Raw genomic sequence first — 16,829 nt, 5'->3', positions numbered from 1 at the left:
CGGCCCTCAGGATTGTTCCGGCTCGTTGGTGCGCCGGCCATAGCGGTTGGGTCCAGGCTGCCCCGGAAACAGGCACAACACAAGGAAGGCGACGATCGACACCACCGGCACGAACAGGATCAGCGCGGCAATGCCCGGCTTGTCCAAATCGTGCAGCCGCTTCACCGCCAGGGCGATGTTCGACCACAGCGAGGCGATGAAGGCGACGAAGAAGATGAACGACCACATGTTGCTCTCGGCCGAACCTTCCGGCACCAGCGTGAAGCGGTAGAGCGGAAAGGCCTGGATGATGGCGACGAGCAACCCGCCAAGAAAATAGGCCGCGCGACTGACGCGGCCCGAGGTTTTGAAGAAAAGCCAGGTGAGATCTGATCTGTCAGGCAAGCGGGTCCGGTCCATATTGATTGGCGCCCCTGGCGCCTTCGAGAATGCCGCATTCCACCAGAAACCAGATCGGGCCGATGAGCGGCACCAGCATGATCAGACTCCACCAGCCCGACTTGCCGCGATCATGCCAGCGCTTGGCGTAGACTGCGAGTGCGAAATAGATCGAGGCCAGAGCGATGAGAATGCGATGATGCCGATCTGGGCGCCACTGGCGGTGGTGATGCGTGTACCGAGAATCGCATCGAGAACAAAGGCAACGATGCCAATGACGATGAAAACGCCAATCGCGGCCCAGAACTTGCCACGGTTTATGCGACCATCAAAAAACTTGTGAGCAGATCCTTCCAGTCCATGTCACCCCTCCATGTTGAACCAGCGCGACCGATTGTCGCGCCGGCGGAAGGTGCGCTCGCTTTGCGCAAAGATCAATCGCGCAGCAATTCGTTGATCGAGGTCTTGGAGCGGGTCTTGGCGTCGACACGCTTGACGATGACGGCGCAGTAGAGGCTCGGACCTGGCTCGCCGTTAGGAAAGGACTTGCCCGGCATCGTTCCGGCGACGACGACGGAATTCGGCGGCACTTCGCCATAGAAGATCTCGCCGGTGGCGCGGTCGACGATCTTGGTCGACTGGCCGATAAAGACGCCCATGCCGAGCACCGAGCCTTCGCGCACGATGCAACCTTCAACCACTTCCGAACGCGCGCCGATAAAACAATTATCCTCGATGATGGTCGGGCCGGCCTGCATCGGCTCCAGCACGCCGCCGATGCCGACGCCGCCGGAAAGATGCACGTTCTTGCCGATCTGGGCACAGGAGCCTACCCCGACCCAGGTGTCGATCATGGTGCCTGTATCGACATAGGCGCCGACATTGACGAAAGACGGCATCAGCACGGCGCCCGGCGCGATATAGGCCGAGCGACGCACGATCGACCCCGGCACGGCCCGAAAGCCCGACTTTTCAAAATCGACTGCGCCCCAGCCATCGAACTTCGACGGCACCTTGTCCCACCACATCGCTTCGCCGGGACCACCCTTGATGATCTCCATCGGGTTGAGCCGGAAGGACAACAGCACGGCCTTCTTCAGCCACTGGTTGACATGCCACTTGCCGTCGACCTGCCGCTCGGCGACACGGGCGGCGCCGCGATCGAGCAGGTCGAGCGCCGACTGGATGGCATCGCGCGTTTCGCCGCGCGTCGCAGTCGAAATCGCGTCGCGTTCCTCGAAGGCCTTCTCGATGGTCTTTTCGAGGCTCGCCAGATCGGGCTTCGACATGAATTCGCTCCATTACCAAGCTGTTAAGGGGCTGCGCCTTAACCTGTTTTGAAAGTCGCGCGGACCCCCATGCATGCTTCGCATGCTTGGGTCTTTGCATGTAGCAGGTTTTGCGGAACCTGCTTATGTGAAGCCTTGGTGAGGGTCAATCGCGGCTGCGTCATGGGGCGGCGCAAGTGAAGAATTTGGACGGGTAGAGCATATGACACCTATGGAAAAGGCGGGCTGGACGCCACTGCCGCATTCGGACGAGGATCTGGAGCGGTCGAAGAGTGTGCCGGATACGCCGCAGACGCGTGCCGAAACCTACCGGCTCGCCTGGAACGATCCTGACTTCTTGACGCGGCGCGAGTTGCGCGCGGTCCGGCTGCAGCTTGAACTCCTGAAACCGGAAATGATCCTGGCCGAACGCGGCATCCGTTCGACGGTGATCCTGTTCGGCGGCGCGCGCCTGCCGGAACCCGGCGGCGAGGCCTGGGCGGCCAAGAACGAGACGCAGAAGAAGAACCTCGAGGAGAACAGCAAATACTACGAGGAAGCGCGCAAATTCGCCCGCCTCTGCTCGCAGCAGTCGGCTACCTCCTATTACCGCGAATATGTCGTGGTGACCGGCGGTGGGCCCGGCGTGATGGAAGCGGGAAACCGCGGCGCCGACGATGTCGGCGCGCCGTCGATCGGCCTCAACATCGTCCTGCCGCACGAGCAGGCGCCGAACATCTATGTGACGCCGGAGCTCTGCTTCAACTTCCATTATTTCGCTATCCGCAAGATGCATTTCGTCATGCGCGCCAAGGCGGTCGCGGTGTTTCCGGGCGGCTTCGGCACGATGGACGAATTCTTCGAGACGCTGACCCTGATCCAGACAGGGCGCATGGAGCGCGTGCCGGTGATCCTGTTCGGCAAATCCTTCTGGAAGCGGGCGATCGATCTCGATTTCCTCGCCGAGCAAGGCACGATCAGTCCCGGTGACCAGGACATCATCGACTTCGTCGACACCGCCGATGAAGCCTGGGGGATCATCAGCCGGTTCTACAAGCTGGGGGAGTAGGGCAGTGGGGAATTGAAGAGCTGGGGAATTGAAGAACTGGGGAACTTGATCCGTGGAGACCGTCCTTCATTCTTCAATTCTTCAATTCTTCAATTCCCCTCTTCCTTCCCCTCCACAATCGCCGTCAGAAACCCCGCCAGATCGTCGGTGACGAAATCGACGTCATCCTCGTTGGTCGGGTCGCGCTCCCAGATCTCGGCAAAGGTCGGCTCGAAATTGCGCGGCACGATAAGCACCGTGGTCATGCCGAGCGACTTCGGCACCGAAAGGTTACGGGCAAGGTCTTCGAACATCACCGCATTGTGGCCGGTGACGGCGTGCAGTTCAGCGAACTTCTCGTAGGTCTGGCGCGCCGGCTTGGGATTGAGCCCGGCGGCGACGATGTCAAAGATGTCGTCGAAATGGTCGAGGATGCCGAGCTGGCGCGCGGTGCGCTCGGCGTGCCTGCGGTCGCCATTGGTGAAGATGAACTTGCGGCCCGGAAGCTGGCGGATGGCGGTGCCGAGAACGGGATCTGGCACCAGCCATGAATAGTCGATGTCGTGGACCTTCTCGAGGAAATCGTCGGGGTCGATGCCATGACGTGTCATCAGGCCGTTCAGCGTCGTGCCATATTCGCGGTAGAGTTCCTTCTGCAACTTGCGCGCATCGTCGCGCGGCAATGCCAGCAGTTCGCCGACATAGGCGGTCATCTTGACGTCGATCTGCGAGAACAGATTCGAATGATGCGGATAGAGCGTGTTGTCGAGATCGAAGACCCAGTCGGTGACATGGGCGAAGCGGGCGGGGTCAGGGAGCGTGGTCATGGGCTCCTTATGGCATGAAACGCGCATTCCGAAAGCGACTTTATCCACAACTTCTGCTCGTTGAGGTTGCGTAAATCGCCTCACGATTCAAATTTTAGGCATCTGGGAAAGGTGGCCTTCAGGGCTTGCTGGCAGAGAGGCAGTCTTGTGGGAGCAAGCGATGAACAGCATAATTCTGAGATCCGCCGCCGTTGCTTTCGCCTCAGTCGCGGCCTCTCTCCTGCTGACCCTGATCATCGTTCCGGCCATGGGATTTCCGGTCAACCGCACGATCTGGCTGACCTCCACCCTCTGTCCGCTGGTGCTGGCGTGGGCCGCCAGCGCAAGCACTTTCTGGCAAAGCGACAGGCTGAAAAACGCGCATCGCGATCTCGCCCGCGCTCATGCCCAGCTCGCCGCCGCGCATCGCCGACTGGCGGAAAAGGCGAGCCGCGACGATATGACCGGCATGCTCAACCGGGAAAGCTTCTTTGCCGCGCTCGACGGTTCGCGCCGCAAGTCCGATCGCGGCGCGCTGCTGATCATCGATGCCGACCACTTCAAGACCATCAACGACAATTTTGGCCATCTGACAGGTGATGACGCGCTGCTTTTGATCGCCAGCGCGATCCAGCGCGGCGTGCGCAGCGGCGATGTGCTCGGCCGCATCGGCGGCGAGGAGTTCGGCGCCTTCCTGATCGGCGCCACCGAGCAGGAGGCCAAGCGCGTCGCCGAGCGCATTCGCCGCGAAGTCGAGCTGATCCGCTTCCGGCCCGTCGACGAGCGGACCATCCCGCTCACGGTCAGCATCGGCGGCACTGTCTGCAGCGAGGAAGCCAGTGTGTCGGAGCTGATGCGCGCCGCCGACCGGCGCCTCTACCAGGCCAAGCACCAGGGCCGTAACCTGACGATCATCGACACCGGCATTTCCGAGGCGGCGTGATCCGATCTGCCGCAACCGGCCTGTTAAGCAAACTCTAACCCTGTTTGCACTCGGTTGTACCGCTTAGCCGGGTTTTCACTGCTTCGCGGCCAAACTTGGCACGATACTGGCTTCCACGGTGATGCATGTGTCGTTCCGGGAATTGCCGTTCTGGGGACGCCCATGCAGTGCCGAAGCCCAGCCGAGAACCAGCCATGAGTTTCATCATCAAAAGAATGTCACGCCGCGCGCTCGTGCAGGCGTTGATCGCATTGCCTGCCCTGTCTTTGTTCCGCAAGCTGCCTGATGCCGATGCCGCCGGTCCAAAGCCCGACCCGAACGAGATCGTGGAGGTCAATGGCTGGATCCTGAAGCGGAGCGACCTGGCATGATCTTCGACAGCTACGAGGCGTATCGCGCCGCGAACTTCACCCCAAAAGTCTGCATCCTCGGCTCCGGCCCGGCCGGCACGACGATTGCGCGCAAGCTTGGTGCGGCCGGCATTCCGGTGGTGGTGATGGAGGCCGGTCCGCGCGAATTCAGCGACGAGTCGCAGGACTTCTACCGGGGCAGCACGGTCGGCGATTTCTATTTCGATCTCGACATAACCCGGCTGCGGTTCATGGGGGGCAGTTCCAACCACTGGGCAGGCTGGTGCCGCGTCCTCGACAAGCAGGATTTCGAGCCGAAGGCCTGGGTACCCGATACGGGCTGGCCGATCCGCCGCACCGACATCGAACCCTATCTGCCGGAAGTGCGCGACATTCTCGACCTTCCGGCCCTCCGGCCCGATATGCCGATCTCGGACGACATTCGCTGGGTGCAGCTGATCAAGAGCCCGGCCGTGCGGTTCGCCGAGAAGTTCGGCGATGAACTCGACAAAGCCACGAACATCGCGGTGGTGCTCAACACTTGTGCCACCGAACTTGCCGGCGATGGCAGACGCGTGACTGGCGCGAGACTGTGGTCGAACGGGCAGGATGCCGGCTCCTTCAGCGCCGACTATTTCATCGTCTGCACCGGCGGGCTGGAGAATTCGCGGCTGCTTCTGTGGTCCAACCAGCGCTCGAACGGCGGCGTCGTGCCGAATGCGACGGCGCTTGGCCGCTACTGGATGGAGCATCCGACCTTCGAGGGCGGCAATGCCATCCTGGCAGACTACAACGCGTTCGAGGTCGATGCCGTCAACGAGGCCTTCTTCTCGCCGACAATTGCCGCCATGGAGCGGCTGCAGATCATGAATTTCGGCATCCGGCTGATCGAGACGCCGTATCCCGGCGTCAAGAGCCTTATCGCCGATCTCGCCTGCACGGCGCCCGACATGGCCGAGTGGATGTCCTCCAAGCTCAGCCAGAGACTGCGCTGCGCCGCCCAGCTCTATGTCGCGTGGGAACAGGCGCCGCTGGCCTCCAACCAGATCGAGTTGTCGAAGATCGATGTCGACCACGCCGGCGTACCGCGCATCGAGCTGCACTGGAAGAAATCGGAAATGGAGCGCCGCACCCTGCTCGAAGGGCTCAGACTGTTCGGCAAGACGCTGATCGAGAAGGATCTCGGCCGCGTGCGCATTGCCGACTGGATCAGCAATGGTCAGGACTATCCGACCAATGACGAGACGGCGGGCCATCACCATATGGGCGGCACGCGCATGGGCACCGACGTCAGCAAGAGCGTGGTCGACGCCAACTGCAAGGTGCACGGCATGGACAATCTCTATGTCGGCGGCTCCTCGGTGTTCTGCACGTCGGGTCAATGCAACCCGACGACGACAATCACCGCGCTGGCCTGCCGGCTCGGCGACCATCTGAGCAAGGTGGTCACCGCCTGACGGTTCTGCCGCAACGTGCTCGCTATAACGTCGCCGGGTCGAGCGCCGGCTGGTCCTTGCGCCGGGCGACGATCGCCGCGAAATCGGCGGTTTGGAAGGCATCGCGCAAGGCGTCGAAGGACGGCAACACGAAATAGGCGCGCTGGAACTTGTCGATCTCGTAGCCGGTGCGCATCACCGTTTCCAGGTCGAACGGCACGTGGTGCGCGTCCTTGCCTTCGACCGCGAACTGCAGCTCGGTAAATGACGACATCAGGCCGGCGCCAAAGGCCTTTAGCGGCTGGCCGGCTTCCTGCATCAGGCCATATTCGGCCGTGTACCAGTAGAGCCGGGAAATCATCTCGTCGCCACCCAGCGCGATGATGTCGCCGGCCTTCTCGCCATACATCTGCATGAAGTCGGCGAACACCGGTTGCGACAGCGCCGGCACGTGGCCGAAGAAATCATGGAACATGTCGGGCTCGACAATGTAGTCAAGCTCCTGCCTGTTGCGCAGCCAGTTGGTGACCGGGAAGCGGCGATCGGCCAGATGGTCGAAAAACGGGGCCGCGGGAATGAGCCCCGGCACCGCGACGATCTGCCAACCGGTCAGTTTGCGCAGCTTGGCGCTGACCTCGTCGAAATCGGGAATACGGTCGAGCAGGCCGAGTTTTTCGACGCCGTCGAGATAGGAATAGTGGGCGAGCTTGCGCGTCAACTTGGTCTGGCGGTCGCACAGCGTGCGCCACACCGCCTGCTCTTCTTCGCTGTAATCGTAACCCTGCGACACGGTGAAATCGGCACGGCAGACCGAATAGTCACCGCGCAATCCTTGCGCCGCGCAGTCGCGGGCGTATTCGGCAACGCTCATTGTCGTCATGGTTTTCTCCTCGCAAATCATGAATGGCAAGACGTGCCGAAAGGCTACCCGGATTTGCCGAGGCAAATCGGTTTTGATGATGGCTCGAACGGAATATTCGAGATAACATCCACTCACAAAGCCCCTCTATCGGAGTGAAAATGCCTCAGTTCGACGATTTCGAGATCAAGATGCTCGATGTCCTGCAGCGCGACGGGCGCAAGCCGGTTTCCGAACTGGCGCAAGAGATCGGCCTGTCGACGACGCCGTGCGCGCGGCGCTTCGAGGCGCTGCAGGAGGCCGGAATCATCAAGGGATTTGCCGCGGTGATCAGCCGCCGCGCGGTCGGCCTGATGGTCGAGGTGTTCATCCAGGTGCGCCTGGTCAGCCATAGCGACGGCTCGCCCGAAAGCTTCATCGCCGCCGTGCAGCGCATGGACGAGGTGTCCTCGTGCTGGACGATGACCGGCGACCACGATTTCCTGCTGCATGTCATGGTGCCGTCGGTCGACGAGCTCAACGCCTTCGTCATGCATCGGCTGATGCGGCTCGACGGCGTGCGCGACGTCCACACCCAGCTCGTGCTGCAGAACATCAAGGGACCGGGCCACGTGCCGCTCGCCCACCTCCGGCGGTGACAATGCCTGCCTTCGCACTCCTTGGGGAAAAGCTGCACGCAAACTGCTGAAACGGGCCAAGCGCGTGTCCACATCGCCGGCCAGCTTGCGCGGACCAAATGCCCAAGAGGTCCGCCATGAAAATCGTCCTGATCAATCCACCGCACACCGCCATCGGCAGCCGCGTGCCCGACGACCACCTGCCGCCGCTCGGCCTGCTGGCGCTCGGCGGCCCGCTGATCGATGCCGGCCATGAAGTGCGGCTCGTCGATGCCGAATTCGGGCCGATGCCGCTCGACAGGGTCGTTTGCGATGCACTCGATGATCACCCCGACTTCGTCCTGATCGGCCATTCCGGCTCGACCTCGGCGCATCCGACCGCCTTGCTGATCGCTGAGCAGATCAAGCAGCGCGAACCGGCGACCATCATCATCTATGGCGGCGTCTTCCCGACCTATCATTGGCGCGACATCCTGGCTGAAACGGACGTCTTCGACTTCATCGTGCGCGGCGAGGGCGAGGCGACTGTCGTGGCGCTGGTCGAAGCGCTGGAAATGCACCAGCCGCCGGCGAGCGTGGCCGGCATCGCCTATCGCGACGATCTGCGCCGTCCCTTTGCCACGCAGCCGGCCATGACCATCGCAGAACTCGATGCCTACCGCGTCGGCTGGGAACTGATCGATCACGGGCGCTACAGTTATTGGGGCGGCAAGCGTGCCGTGGTCATGCAGTTTTCGCGCGGCTGCCCGCATTTGTGCAACTATTGCGGCCAGCGCGGCTTCTGGACCCGCTGGCGGCATCGCGATCCGGTGAAATTCGCGCAAGAAATCGCCTGGCTGCACCGCGAGCACGGCGTCGAACTGATCAATCTCGCCGACGAGAATCCGGCGGTCTCGAAGAAGGCCTGGCGCGTCTTCCTCGACGCCCTTATCGCCGAGAACGTGCCGGTGCTGATCGTCGGTTCGACCCGTGCCGACGACATCGTGCGCGATGCCGACATCCTGCATCTCTACCGCAAGGCCGGTGTCATCCGCTGGCTGCTCGGCATGGAAAACACCGACGAGCAGACGCTGCAATTGATCCGCAAGGGCGGCAGCATCTCATCCGATCGCGAGGCGATAAGGCTGCTGCGCCTCAACGGCATCCTGTCTATGGCGACCTGGGTGGCCGGCTTCGAGGACGAAGGGTTTCGCGACCTGTGGCGCGGCTTTCGTCAGCTTATCGCCTATGACCCCGACCAGATCCAGGCGCTTTATGTGACGCCGCATCGCTGGACGCCGTTCTTCCGCATCGCGCGGGACCGCAAGGTGATTCAGCAGGACGCGCGCCTGTGGGACTACAAGCACCAGGTGCTTCACATGACGCGGCTGAAACCTTGGATGCTGTTCTTCAGCGTCAAGCTGATCGAGTTGGCGGTGCAGTCGCGGCCGAAGGCGCTGGCGCGCATCCTGTTCCACAAGGATCCGGAGCAGCGCCATTCGATGCGCTGGTATACGCAGATGGGCCGCCGCGTCTGGTTCCGCGAGGTGTGGGGCTTTCTGGTCCGCGACATCAGAGTGAAAGACGGCCCCACACTGGCCGAATTCTGGGGCGCGCCGCAGGACGCCGAAGAGGAATCGATGTCCGTTCGACGCCCGGCCAGAAAGCCCGCCATTCCCATCATCGGCGATATTGAAGATTCCGAGGCGAAAAAGTTAGCCGGCTGACGAGCCCCTCAGGGCACGATCAGCGTGCCGGCACCATGCTCGGTGAACAGTTCCAGCAGCACCGCATGCGGCGTCTTGCCGTTGAGGATGACGACGCCTTCGACACCGCGTTCGATCGCTTCGATGCAGGTCTCGACCTTGGGGATCATGCCGCCCGAGACCGTGCCGTCCTTGATCAGCGCCTTGGCCTCGGCCACGGTCAGTTCGTCGATCAGCTTCTTGTTCTTGTCGAGCACACCCGGCACGTCGGTGAGGAACAGCAGGCGCGTCGCCTGGCAGGCGCCGGCAATGGCGCCGGCGAAGGTGTCGGCATTGATGTTGTAGGTGTGGCCGTCGCGTCCTGGCGCCACCGGCGCCAGCACCGGGATCATCTCGGAGCGTGCCAGAAGATCGAGCAAGGTGCGGTCGACCTCGACCGGCTCGCCGACGAAGCCGAGATCGAGCACGCGCTCGATGTTGGAGTCTGGGTCGATCATGGTCTTGCGGGCCTTTTCGGCGAACACCATGTTGCCGTCCTTGCCGCACAGGCCGATCGCCCATTCGCCCTCGGCGTTGATCAGCGCGACGATCTCCTTGTTGATCGAACCGGCCAGCACCATTTCGACGATCTCGACCGTCTTCTGGTCGGTGACGCGCAGGCCGCCCTCGAACTTCGATTCGATGCCCATCTTGGCCAGCATGGCGCCGATCTGCGGGCCGCCGCCGTGGACGACGATCGGGTTGACGCCGGACTGCTTGAGCAGCGCGATGTCGCGCGCGAAGGCCTTGCCGAGCTCGATGTCGCCCATGGCATGGCCGCCATATTTCACCACGACCGTCTTGTGCTCGTAGCGCTGCATGTAGGGCAGCGCCCGTGACAACAGGGCTGCCTGCATTTCGGCGGTGGCGGTTATTTCCGTCATCGGCTTGGTTCCCGGCTTTTTATTTTAAGCATGTCGTTGTCCCAAAACCGCTGGACACTTTTGGGCGACATGCATCAGGTGAGGACGGCGGCGTCTTAGCGGGAATTGGCGTCGCCCGCAAATGGCTTTGCTGTCATATTCGAGCGCTTCACGACCTCGTCATCGTGCCGGCACCATCAGCGGCGCCCTGCGACCCAGCCAACCCGAGATCTTCTCCATCTGCGCGGCGAGCGACAAAAGCGTCTCCTCGTCGCCCGGACGGCCGGCCGCCTGGACGCCGAGCGGCAGGCCGGCGTCGGTGACATGCACAGGCAGGGCGATCGACGGCTGGCCGCTGACATTCTGGATCGCCGGCCAAGGGGTGAACCAGAGGCTCTTGTCCATCAGCTGGCCGAAGAACGGCTTCAGCTTCAGCAAAGGCGTCAGATGAAGCTTGTCGAGCAGGTTCTCGATGAGTTCGTCGGCGCCTTTCGGATCCATGGCGCCGCAGGCGAGCGGTGGGTGGGCAATGACCGGCATCAGCACGGCGTCGTACTGCACGGTCTCCGAAATCAGGCGTCGCGAGGCGGCATGCAGCCGCTGCAGGTCGGCATAGGTCTCGCCGGCCGACACCAGTTCGCCGAAGCGGGCGAGCACGCGCGTCGCCCGCTCGATGTCGCCGGTAACGGAGCGCCCGACACGCAGCGCTTCGGCGCGCATCGTGCCGGCAACGGCGGAGGCGACCGTCCTGCAGAAATCGGCGAAGAAATCGCGGCCGATAAAAGGCAGGTCGATCTCCTCGACCGTGTGGCCGCCCTCGCGGGCAAGCGCTACCGCCTTGTCGAGCGCCTTGAGCGTCTCGTCCGAGATCGGCAGGCCAAGCGGGGATTTGCGGTACACGGCCAGGCTGAGCTTGCCGGGATCGCGCGCGGCAGCGGCCGTGAACGTGCCCTTCGGCGACGGCGCGGCATAGGGCGACAGAGGATCGGGTCCGTGGGTGAGGTCGAGCAGCAGCGCGCAATCGCGCACCGAACGGGTGAGCGCATGATCGACGACCATGCCGTACCAGCTTTCGCTCACCAGGGGCGTCAGCGGGGTGCGGCCGCGCGACGTCTTCAGACCGACAAGCCCGGTACAGGCGGCGGGCACGCGGATCGAGCCGCCGCCATCCGAGGCATGCGCCACCGGCACGACGCCGGCTGCGACCAAGGCTGCCGAACCGCCCGAAGAGCCGCCGCTGGTATGGCCGGTGTTCCACGGATTGCGGGTGATGCCAAAGGCCCTGGATTCGGTCATCAATCGAAGCCCGTGCTCCGGCGATGTCGAGGTGACGATCGGGATGAGCCCGGCAGCGAGATAGCGGTCGGTCAGCACCGAATTGACATCGGCCAGCCATGCCGGAATGCGGCTGCCGCCATGCGTCGGCACGCCCTTGATGGCGATGCCGAGATCCTTGATGGCGAACGGGACGCCGGCCAGCGGCAGCGAGCGGTCGATGGTCTTGGCGCGGACCCGGGCGGCATCGTAGAGCGGTTCGGCCGTGGCATTGATGTCGGGACGGGTGGCCTCGGCGCGGGCAATCGCGGTGTCGGTCAGCTCGACGGCCGAAACGTCGCCCTTGCGGACCAGATTGGCGAGGCCCGTGGCATCTTCTTCCCAAAGGATCCGTTCGACCGACATGCGCGCTCCCCCATCACTGAGGGCAAGCTAGCCAGTGGCGATTCCATTGGCAATCGGTGGACGGATCCGGGCTGGCGACACACAAAGCTTAAGCGTGCACAAGATTATTTCCGCCGTTGCAAATACATCGCAATCGCCTAACTTGCCTGCAATGACGCCGCAGGACATCACCAAGCTGATCGTTCGGACTTCGATGAAGGATCGGGCCGCGTTCGATCTGCTTTACCGGCAGACCAGCGCGAAACTTTTTGGCGTCTGCCTTCGTGTCTTGAACGACCGGGGAGACGCGGAAGAAGCGCTGCAGGAAGTCTTCGTCAAGATATGGACGAAGGCGGATCGTTTTGCGGTCTCCGATCTAAGCCCGATCTCCTGGCTGGTGGCAATCGCGCGCAACCATGCGATCGATCGCATACGAGCGCGGCGCAAGCCTGCCGCCGACATCGATGCCGCGCTCGACGTGGCCGATCCGGCGCCGGGGCCTGAAGCGATGGCGGTGGCGGGAGACGAATCCGAACGCATCCACCATTGTCTCGATGAATTGGAGAAGGACCGGGCAGCCGCCGTCCGGGGCGCCTATCTCAAGGGCGAGAGCTATGCCGAACTGGCGGAGCGCCATGGCGTGCCGCTGAACACGATGCGTACATGGCTGCGCCGCAGCCTGTTGAAACTCAGAGAATGTCTGGAAAGATGACGCTGGCAGAAGACACAGGACCGGAACGTGGAGGCGACGACCTGCTCGCCGCCGAATACGTTCTCGGCGTGCTCGATGCCGACGAACGCCAGATCGTCTCCCGCCGTATCGATGCGGATACCGTTTTCGCTCGTCTTGTCGAGAGTTGGGAGGTCAGTCTCTCACCGCTTGCCGCCGCCTATTCGGAAGTCGAGCCGCCGGTTTCGGTGAAGACCGCTGTCGACCGCCGCCTGTTCGCCAACGCTGCCGCGGCGACCACGCCCGCCGAATCGCGCGGCGGCCTTTGGTCCAGCCTGGCCTTCTGGCGCGGCTTTGCCGCAGCCGCGGTTGCGGCACTGGCGATTTACATCGTCGTGCCCACTCTCAACCCGCCGGTCGAGCAGCCGCAGGCGCGCCTCGTCGCTTCGCTGGCCGCCGAAGGCAGCGACGTCAGATATCTCGCCGTCTATGATGCCGCGCATCACGAAATCGGCCTGTCGCATGTCTCCGGTGAGCGTGCTTCCGGCAAGGACTTCGAGCTGTGGATGATCGAGGGCAAGAACCCGCCGGTCTCGATAGGCGTCATTCCGGCCGGTGCTACGGCACATATTGTCGTCTCGCCGGCGGCCCAGCAGAAGCTTGCCCAAGGCGCGGTGCTTGCCGTCAGCCTCGAGCCGTCAGGCGGTTCGCCGACCGGACAGCCGACCGGACCGGTGGTCGCCGCCGGCGACCTGAAGAGCATCTAACCGGCTCCGCGCACCTGAAAAATCACAAAAGACTATCATAAGTCTATCCCTCACTGAACATGCCCATAGACAGCATGTCGGCCGCGACCGATTGCTTGGGAAATCCGCCGGGCGCGTTAGATAAAATAAAAAATCACGATATTTCTGAAACTCGGGCGATTTTGTCCCGTATCTCCTCGCGTCCCCAAAAATGGGAAGAGAAAAACCCGAGGAGTTCGACATCATGCGTAGATACGCCACCCTTTTGCTCGCCGGTACGATCGCCGTTTCGGCTCTTGCCACCGCCGCCTATGCCGAAAACCCGATGGTTGGCGGCGCCGCGATGTATGCCAACAAGAACATCGTCGAGAACGCCGTAAACTCGAAGGATCACACCACGCTGGTCGCCGCCGTGAAGGCCGCCGGCCTTGTCGAAACCCTGCAGGGCGCCGGTCCGTTCACCGTGTTCGCGCCGACCAACGAAGCCTTCGCAGCCCTTCCGGCCGGCACGGTCGAGACGCTGCTCAAGCCTGAAAACAAGGACAAGCTCACCAAGATCCTGACCTGCCATGTCATCGGCGCCAAAGCGATGGGGGCGGACGTGGCCGCGATGGCCAAGGCTGACGGCGGCACCCACAAGGTCAAGACGGCCGGCGGCTGCGAGCTGTCGCTCAAGGCCGACGGCGGCAAGGTCACCGTCACAGACGAGAACGGCAATGTCGCCAATGTGACGATCGCCGATGTCGAACAGTCCAATGGCGTCATCCACGTCATCGACAAGGTTCTTTTGCCGAAGATGTAACAAGGGGCTTGCTGCCGGCGAACTGGCAGCAAGGGCCCTCCGTCGATTGCACGATCCCGCTCTGTGATCCGCAATTGACCCGCGCACTCCGCGCCTCCCACATTCGGATGTGGGCGGGCGCGGAGTGTTCGTTCGAGGGGCTACCGTCACCGGCTTTTGATTTCCGCGCGACGGTATAGTTTGGCAAAAGGACATCAGGAGGAACTGGTCATGAACCGTCGCGACTTTCTTTTGAGCGGTGCCGCCGCCATCGGCGTCGTCGGGATCGCGGCAACGATGCTGCGCATGGGCGATCCGCAGGCAGCACAGGCCGCCGAAAAATTCGAAGTCACCAAGACCGACGCCGAGTGGAAAGCCATCCTGTCGCCTGCCGCCTTCGACGTGCTGCGCAAGGAAGGCACGGAGTATCCCGGCACCAGCCCGCTGCTCAACGAACACCGCAAGGGCATCTTCGCCTGTGCCGGCTGCGACCTGCCGGTCTATTCGTCCGAGACGAAATTCGATTCCGGCACCGGCTGGCCGAGCTTCTGGCAAGAGATCCCCAAGGCGATCGGCACGACCGTGGACAGGTCGCTCGGCATGACGCGGACCGAGGCGCATTGCCGCCGCTGCGGCGGCCATCTCGGCCACGTCTTCGACGACGGTCCGGCGCCGACCGGCCTGCGCCACTGCATCAACGGCGTCGCGCTGACCTTCAAGCCCGCCACAGCCTGACAAATTCCAACTGGATATGAAAAACTCCGGGCTTGCGGCCCGGAGTTTTTTGCGCGGTCAGAGCTTTTTCGGGCGTGGACTGGAGGAGCTTCCCGAAACAGCTGCCCACGTATCTCTGCCTTGTCGCAATTCCAAGGGAAAGCGCCTTACACTTTTCCTGGAATGCTCCGGTATCAGTGGCCGCCTCCACCACCTCCACCCGCCGCGGCCGGCTTGCGGATCAACATGGTGAACATGCCAAGCGTCGCAAACAGCACCGTCAGCATGAAGAACACATCCATGAAAGACAGCAGCGCCGCCTGCTGCTGCACCATGCCCGACAGCTTGGAAATCGCAGCACTTGTCGCGTCGAGGCCGGGGGTCTGCTCGAAATTGAGCGTCATGTTCTGCAGCTTGGTCTGCGCGGCTTCACTACCCCATTGCACATGTTCGGAGAGCCTTGCGTAGTGGAAGGCATTGCGGTCGATCAGCACGGTATTGATCAGGGCGAGGCCAACCGCACCGCCAAGGTTGCGGGTGAGGTTGAACAGGCCTGAAGCGTTCTTCAGCCGCTCGGGCGGCAAGGTGCCGAGCGCGATGTTGTTGATCGGCACCATGCACAGCATCATCGAACAACCGCGCAGGATTTGCGGGATGAGCAGCTCATAGAAATCCCAGTCGGCGGTCAGATGCGTCATCCACCAGGTGCCGGTGGCGAAACCGAAGAACCCGATCATCATCATCAGCCGCGGGTCCATCTTATTCGACAGGATGCCCGAGATCGGCGCGGTGAAGAACATGGCCAGGCCGCTGACGAACAGCGCCTCGCCGATCATCATCGAATCGTAGCCACGGATGCGCCCGAGATACACCGGGTAGAGATAGGTCAGGCCGTAAAGGCCGATGCCTATGACGAAGGAGAACAGCGAGCCGAAGGCGAAGTTGATGTTGGTGAAGGCCTTCAGGTCGACGATCGGCTCCTCGGCGGTGAACGCCCGCCAGAAGAACAGCACCGCGCCGATGGTCATGACAATGGCGCAGATGAAGACGCCCTGGTCCTGCATCCAGTCATTGTTGGGGCCTTCCTCGAGCACATATTCCATGCAGCCCAGGAAAGCCGCCATGCCGGCGAGGCCCCACCAGTCGAACTTGCTGAACAGCTTGAGGTTGGGTTTGTCGAAGTCGATCAGCGTCCAGGCCGCCGCTGTGACCAGGATGCCGGGCACGACATTGACCAGGAACAGCCAGTGCCAGGACATGGCATGGCTGATGTAGCCGCCGACAGTCGGGCCGATGGTCGGCGCCAACGTCGCCACCAGGCCGATCATCGGCGAGACGAAGGCGCGGCGCGAGGGCGGGAAGATGGTGAAGGCAGCGGCGAAGACGCTCGGTATCATGCCGCCGCCGATGAAGCCCTGGACGGCGCGGTAGACGATCATCTGGTCGATGTTGGTGGCGGTCGCCGCCAGCGCACTGGCCGCGGTGAAGCCTGCCGCCGAGATGGTGAACAGCACGCGCGTCGACAGCATCCGGCTGAGGAAGCCCGACAGCGGGATCATCACCACTTCGGCGATCAGATAGGCGGTCTGCACCCACGGGATTTCGTCGGAGCTGGCGCTCAGGCCGGCCTGGATCTCGGACAGCGAGGCGGAGACGATCTGGATGTCCAGGATGGCCATGAACATGCCGAACACCATCGCCAGGAAGGCGATGACGCGCCGCGTCGAGATGGTGTCAGGCACAGCCGGCCTCGCCGGCGGTGCTCCTGCTGTCAGGGTTGCGGTTGCCATGGCATTGCTCCCTGGCGGCCGCTCAGTTCGACGCTGCCGCTGATGCCGACCCCGTCGGGGCGGTACGGCTGTCGACGGCGACGACGACGCTCAGGCCGGCGCGCAGCTTGCCGCTCTTCAGCGCATCGGCGGGCACATCGATGCGGGCCGGAACGCGCTGCACGACCTTGGTGAAGT

18 protein-coding genes and 1 pseudogene are annotated in these 16,829 nt (G+C 62.8%); 10 read left to right on the top strand and 9 right to left on the bottom strand.

Annotated elements, in window-relative coordinates; all coding sequences use genetic code 11:
- Positions 1–6: 6 nt before the first annotated feature.
- The 3 genes from EOA13_RS26065 to dapD all read right to left on the bottom strand — a co-directional run bounded on the left by EOA13_RS26065 (position 7) and on the right by dapD (position 1,667).
- Positions 7–384, bottom strand: coding sequence for a DUF805 domain-containing protein (locus tag EOA13_RS26065; RefSeq protein ID WP_023810766.1), 378 nt, complete (start codon positions 382–384; stop codon positions 7–9).
- Complete coding sequence (locus EOA13_RS38905; RefSeq protein ID WP_245490480.1) at positions 377–550, bottom strand: DUF805 domain-containing protein; 174 nt, start codon at positions 548–550, stop codon at positions 377–379. Before EOA13_RS38905 ends, EOA13_RS26065 begins: the two co-directional genes overlap by 8 nt.
- Positions 551–812: 262 nt before the next feature.
- On the bottom strand, positions 813–1,667 hold the full coding sequence (dapD, locus tag EOA13_RS26055; RefSeq protein WP_127296473.1) for a 2,3,4,5-tetrahydropyridine-2,6-dicarboxylate N-succinyltransferase: 855 nt from the start codon (positions 1,665–1,667) through the stop codon (positions 813–815).
- Positions 1,668–1,869: 202 nt separating this feature from the next.
- Between dapD and EOA13_RS26050 the strand changes: the two genes are divergently transcribed.
- Positions 1,870–2,715, top strand: coding sequence for an LOG family protein (locus EOA13_RS26050; protein ID WP_127296472.1), 846 nt, complete (start codon positions 1,870–1,872; stop codon positions 2,713–2,715).
- Between the two features lie 89 nt (positions 2,716–2,804).
- Here EOA13_RS26050 and EOA13_RS26045 read toward each other — a convergent pair whose 3' ends face one another.
- Positions 2,805–3,521, bottom strand: a complete 717-nt coding sequence (locus EOA13_RS26045; protein WP_127296471.1) for a pyrimidine 5'-nucleotidase — start codon at positions 3,519–3,521, stop codon at positions 2,805–2,807.
- 160 nt (positions 3,522–3,681) lie between these two features.
- Here EOA13_RS26045 and EOA13_RS26040 point away from each other — a divergent pair, with 160 nt between their 5' ends.
- The 3 genes from EOA13_RS26040 (at position 3,682) to EOA13_RS26030 (ending at position 6,250) form a co-directional block, all read left to right on the top strand.
- Entirely contained in the window at positions 3,682–4,443 is a 762-nt protein-coding gene (locus EOA13_RS26040; protein ID WP_127296470.1) for a GGDEF domain-containing protein, read from the top strand.
- 194 nt (positions 4,444–4,637) lie between these two features.
- Positions 4,638–4,814, top strand: a complete 177-nt coding sequence (locus EOA13_RS26035; RefSeq protein ID WP_081738956.1) for a hypothetical protein — start codon at positions 4,638–4,640, stop codon at positions 4,812–4,814.
- The gene (locus EOA13_RS26030; protein WP_127296469.1) at positions 4,811–6,250 is read left to right on the top strand and encodes a GMC family oxidoreductase; all 1,440 of its coding nucleotides are present in this window, start codon (positions 4,811–4,813) and stop codon (positions 6,248–6,250) included. Before EOA13_RS26035 ends, EOA13_RS26030 begins: the two co-directional genes overlap by 4 nt.
- 22 nt (positions 6,251–6,272) lie before the next feature.
- Here EOA13_RS26030 and phhA read toward each other — a convergent pair whose 3' ends face one another.
- Positions 6,273–7,109 (bottom strand): phenylalanine 4-monooxygenase, encoded by an 837-nt coding sequence (gene phhA, locus EOA13_RS26025; protein ID WP_127296468.1) that lies wholly within the window; start codon positions 7,107–7,109, stop codon positions 6,273–6,275.
- 140 nt (positions 7,110–7,249) lie between these two features.
- Here phhA and EOA13_RS26020 point away from each other — a divergent pair, with 140 nt between their 5' ends.
- The gene (locus EOA13_RS26020) at positions 7,250–7,726 is read left to right on the top strand and encodes an Lrp/AsnC family transcriptional regulator (protein ID WP_127296467.1); all 477 of its coding nucleotides are present in this window, start codon (positions 7,250–7,252) and stop codon (positions 7,724–7,726) included.
- A gap of 116 nt (positions 7,727–7,842) precedes the next feature.
- Positions 7,843–9,411 (top strand): magnesium-protoporphyrin IX monomethyl ester anaerobic oxidative cyclase, encoded by a 1,569-nt coding sequence (gene bchE / locus EOA13_RS26015; RefSeq protein WP_127296466.1) that lies wholly within the window; start codon positions 7,843–7,845, stop codon positions 9,409–9,411.
- Between the two features lie 8 nt (positions 9,412–9,419).
- Here bchE and argB read toward each other — a convergent pair whose 3' ends face one another.
- Together argB and EOA13_RS26005 are read right to left on the bottom strand one after the other, a co-directional pair.
- Positions 9,420–10,313, bottom strand: a complete 894-nt coding sequence (gene argB, locus EOA13_RS26010; RefSeq protein WP_013528489.1) for an acetylglutamate kinase — start codon at positions 10,311–10,313, stop codon at positions 9,420–9,422.
- A gap of 159 nt (positions 10,314–10,472) precedes the next feature.
- The gene (locus tag EOA13_RS26005; RefSeq protein ID WP_127296465.1) at positions 10,473–11,972 is read right to left on the bottom strand and encodes an amidase; all 1,500 of its coding nucleotides are present in this window, start codon (positions 11,970–11,972) and stop codon (positions 10,473–10,475) included.
- A 151-nt stretch (positions 11,973–12,123) separates the two neighbouring features.
- On the opposite strand from EOA13_RS26005, the gene EOA13_RS26000 reads away from it, so the two are divergent.
- From EOA13_RS26000 to msrB, 4 genes are all read left to right on the top strand, one after another.
- The gene (locus EOA13_RS26000; RefSeq protein ID WP_013528490.1) at positions 12,124–12,663 is read left to right on the top strand and encodes a sigma-70 family RNA polymerase sigma factor; all 540 of its coding nucleotides are present in this window, start codon (positions 12,124–12,126) and stop codon (positions 12,661–12,663) included.
- Complete coding sequence (locus tag EOA13_RS25995; RefSeq protein WP_127296464.1) at positions 12,660–13,388, top strand: anti-sigma factor; 729 nt, start codon at positions 12,660–12,662, stop codon at positions 13,386–13,388. The genes EOA13_RS26000 and EOA13_RS25995 overlap by 4 nt, the downstream gene beginning before the upstream one ends.
- 223 nt (positions 13,389–13,611) lie before the next feature.
- A complete protein-coding gene (locus EOA13_RS25990) occupies positions 13,612–14,169 on the top strand; it encodes a fasciclin domain-containing protein (RefSeq protein ID WP_127296463.1) in 558 nt (185 codons plus the stop codon).
- 210 nt (positions 14,170–14,379) lie between these two features.
- The gene (msrB, locus tag EOA13_RS25985) at positions 14,380–14,883 is read left to right on the top strand and encodes a peptide-methionine (R)-S-oxide reductase MsrB (protein ID WP_127296462.1); all 504 of its coding nucleotides are present in this window, start codon (positions 14,380–14,382) and stop codon (positions 14,881–14,883) included.
- 173 nt (positions 14,884–15,056) lie between these two features.
- Here msrB and EOA13_RS25980 read toward each other — a convergent pair whose 3' ends face one another.
- A complete protein-coding gene (locus EOA13_RS25980) occupies positions 15,057–16,652 on the bottom strand; it encodes a DHA2 family efflux MFS transporter permease subunit (RefSeq protein ID WP_127296461.1) in 1,596 nt (531 codons plus the stop codon).
- A 22-nt stretch (positions 16,653–16,674) separates the two neighbouring features.
- Positions 16,675–16,829: pseudogene (locus tag EOA13_RS38900) on the bottom strand (HlyD family secretion protein); the annotation flags it as partial.

This window comes from Mesorhizobium sp. M7A.F.Ca.US.011.01.1.1 (assembly GCF_003998295.1).
Classification (GTDB): Bacteria; Pseudomonadota; Alphaproteobacteria; order Rhizobiales; family Rhizobiaceae; genus Mesorhizobium.
This window is presented reverse-complemented; position numbering and strand designations above follow the sequence as displayed.

Excerpts from the sequence above, each read along its gene's own strand:
- EOA13_RS25980 (WP_127296461.1), bottom strand. The coding sequence starts at position 16,652 with ATGGCAACCGCAACCCTGACAGCAGGAGCACCGCCGGCGAGGCCGGCT.
- argB (WP_013528489.1), bottom strand. The coding sequence starts at position 10,313 with ATGACGGAAATAACCGCCACCGCCGAAATGCAGGCAGCCCTGTTGTCA.
- bchE (WP_127296466.1), top strand. The coding sequence starts at position 7,843 with ATGAAAATCGTCCTGATCAATCCACCGCACACCGCCATCGGCAGCCGC.
- EOA13_RS26045 (WP_127296471.1), bottom strand. The coding sequence starts at position 3,521 with ATGACCACGCTCCCTGACCCCGCCCGCTTCGCCCATGTCACCGACTGG.
- EOA13_RS26030 (WP_127296469.1), top strand. The coding sequence starts at position 4,811 with ATGATCTTCGACAGCTACGAGGCGTATCGCGCCGCGAACTTCACCCCA.
- EOA13_RS26050 (WP_127296472.1), top strand. The coding sequence starts at position 1,870 with ATGACACCTATGGAAAAGGCGGGCTGGACGCCACTGCCGCATTCGGAC.
- dapD (WP_127296473.1), bottom strand. The coding sequence starts at position 1,667 with ATGTCGAAGCCCGATCTGGCGAGCCTCGAAAAGACCATCGAGAAGGCC.
- EOA13_RS26040 (WP_127296470.1), top strand. The coding sequence starts at position 3,682 with ATGAACAGCATAATTCTGAGATCCGCCGCCGTTGCTTTCGCCTCAGTC.
- phhA (WP_127296468.1), bottom strand. The coding sequence starts at position 7,109 with ATGACGACAATGAGCGTTGCCGAATACGCCCGCGACTGCGCGGCGCAA.
- msrB (WP_127296462.1), top strand. The coding sequence starts at position 14,380 with ATGAACCGTCGCGACTTTCTTTTGAGCGGTGCCGCCGCCATCGGCGTC.
- EOA13_RS25990 (WP_127296463.1), top strand. The coding sequence starts at position 13,612 with ATGCGTAGATACGCCACCCTTTTGCTCGCCGGTACGATCGCCGTTTCG.
- EOA13_RS25995 (WP_127296464.1), top strand. The coding sequence starts at position 12,660 with ATGACGCTGGCAGAAGACACAGGACCGGAACGTGGAGGCGACGACCTG.
- EOA13_RS26000 (WP_013528490.1), top strand. The coding sequence starts at position 12,124 with ATGACGCCGCAGGACATCACCAAGCTGATCGTTCGGACTTCGATGAAG.
- EOA13_RS26020 (WP_127296467.1), top strand. The coding sequence starts at position 7,250 with ATGCCTCAGTTCGACGATTTCGAGATCAAGATGCTCGATGTCCTGCAG.
- EOA13_RS26005 (WP_127296465.1), bottom strand. The coding sequence starts at position 11,972 with ATGTCGGTCGAACGGATCCTTTGGGAAGAAGATGCCACGGGCCTCGCC.
- EOA13_RS26035 (WP_081738956.1), top strand. The coding sequence starts at position 4,638 with ATGAGTTTCATCATCAAAAGAATGTCACGCCGCGCGCTCGTGCAGGCG.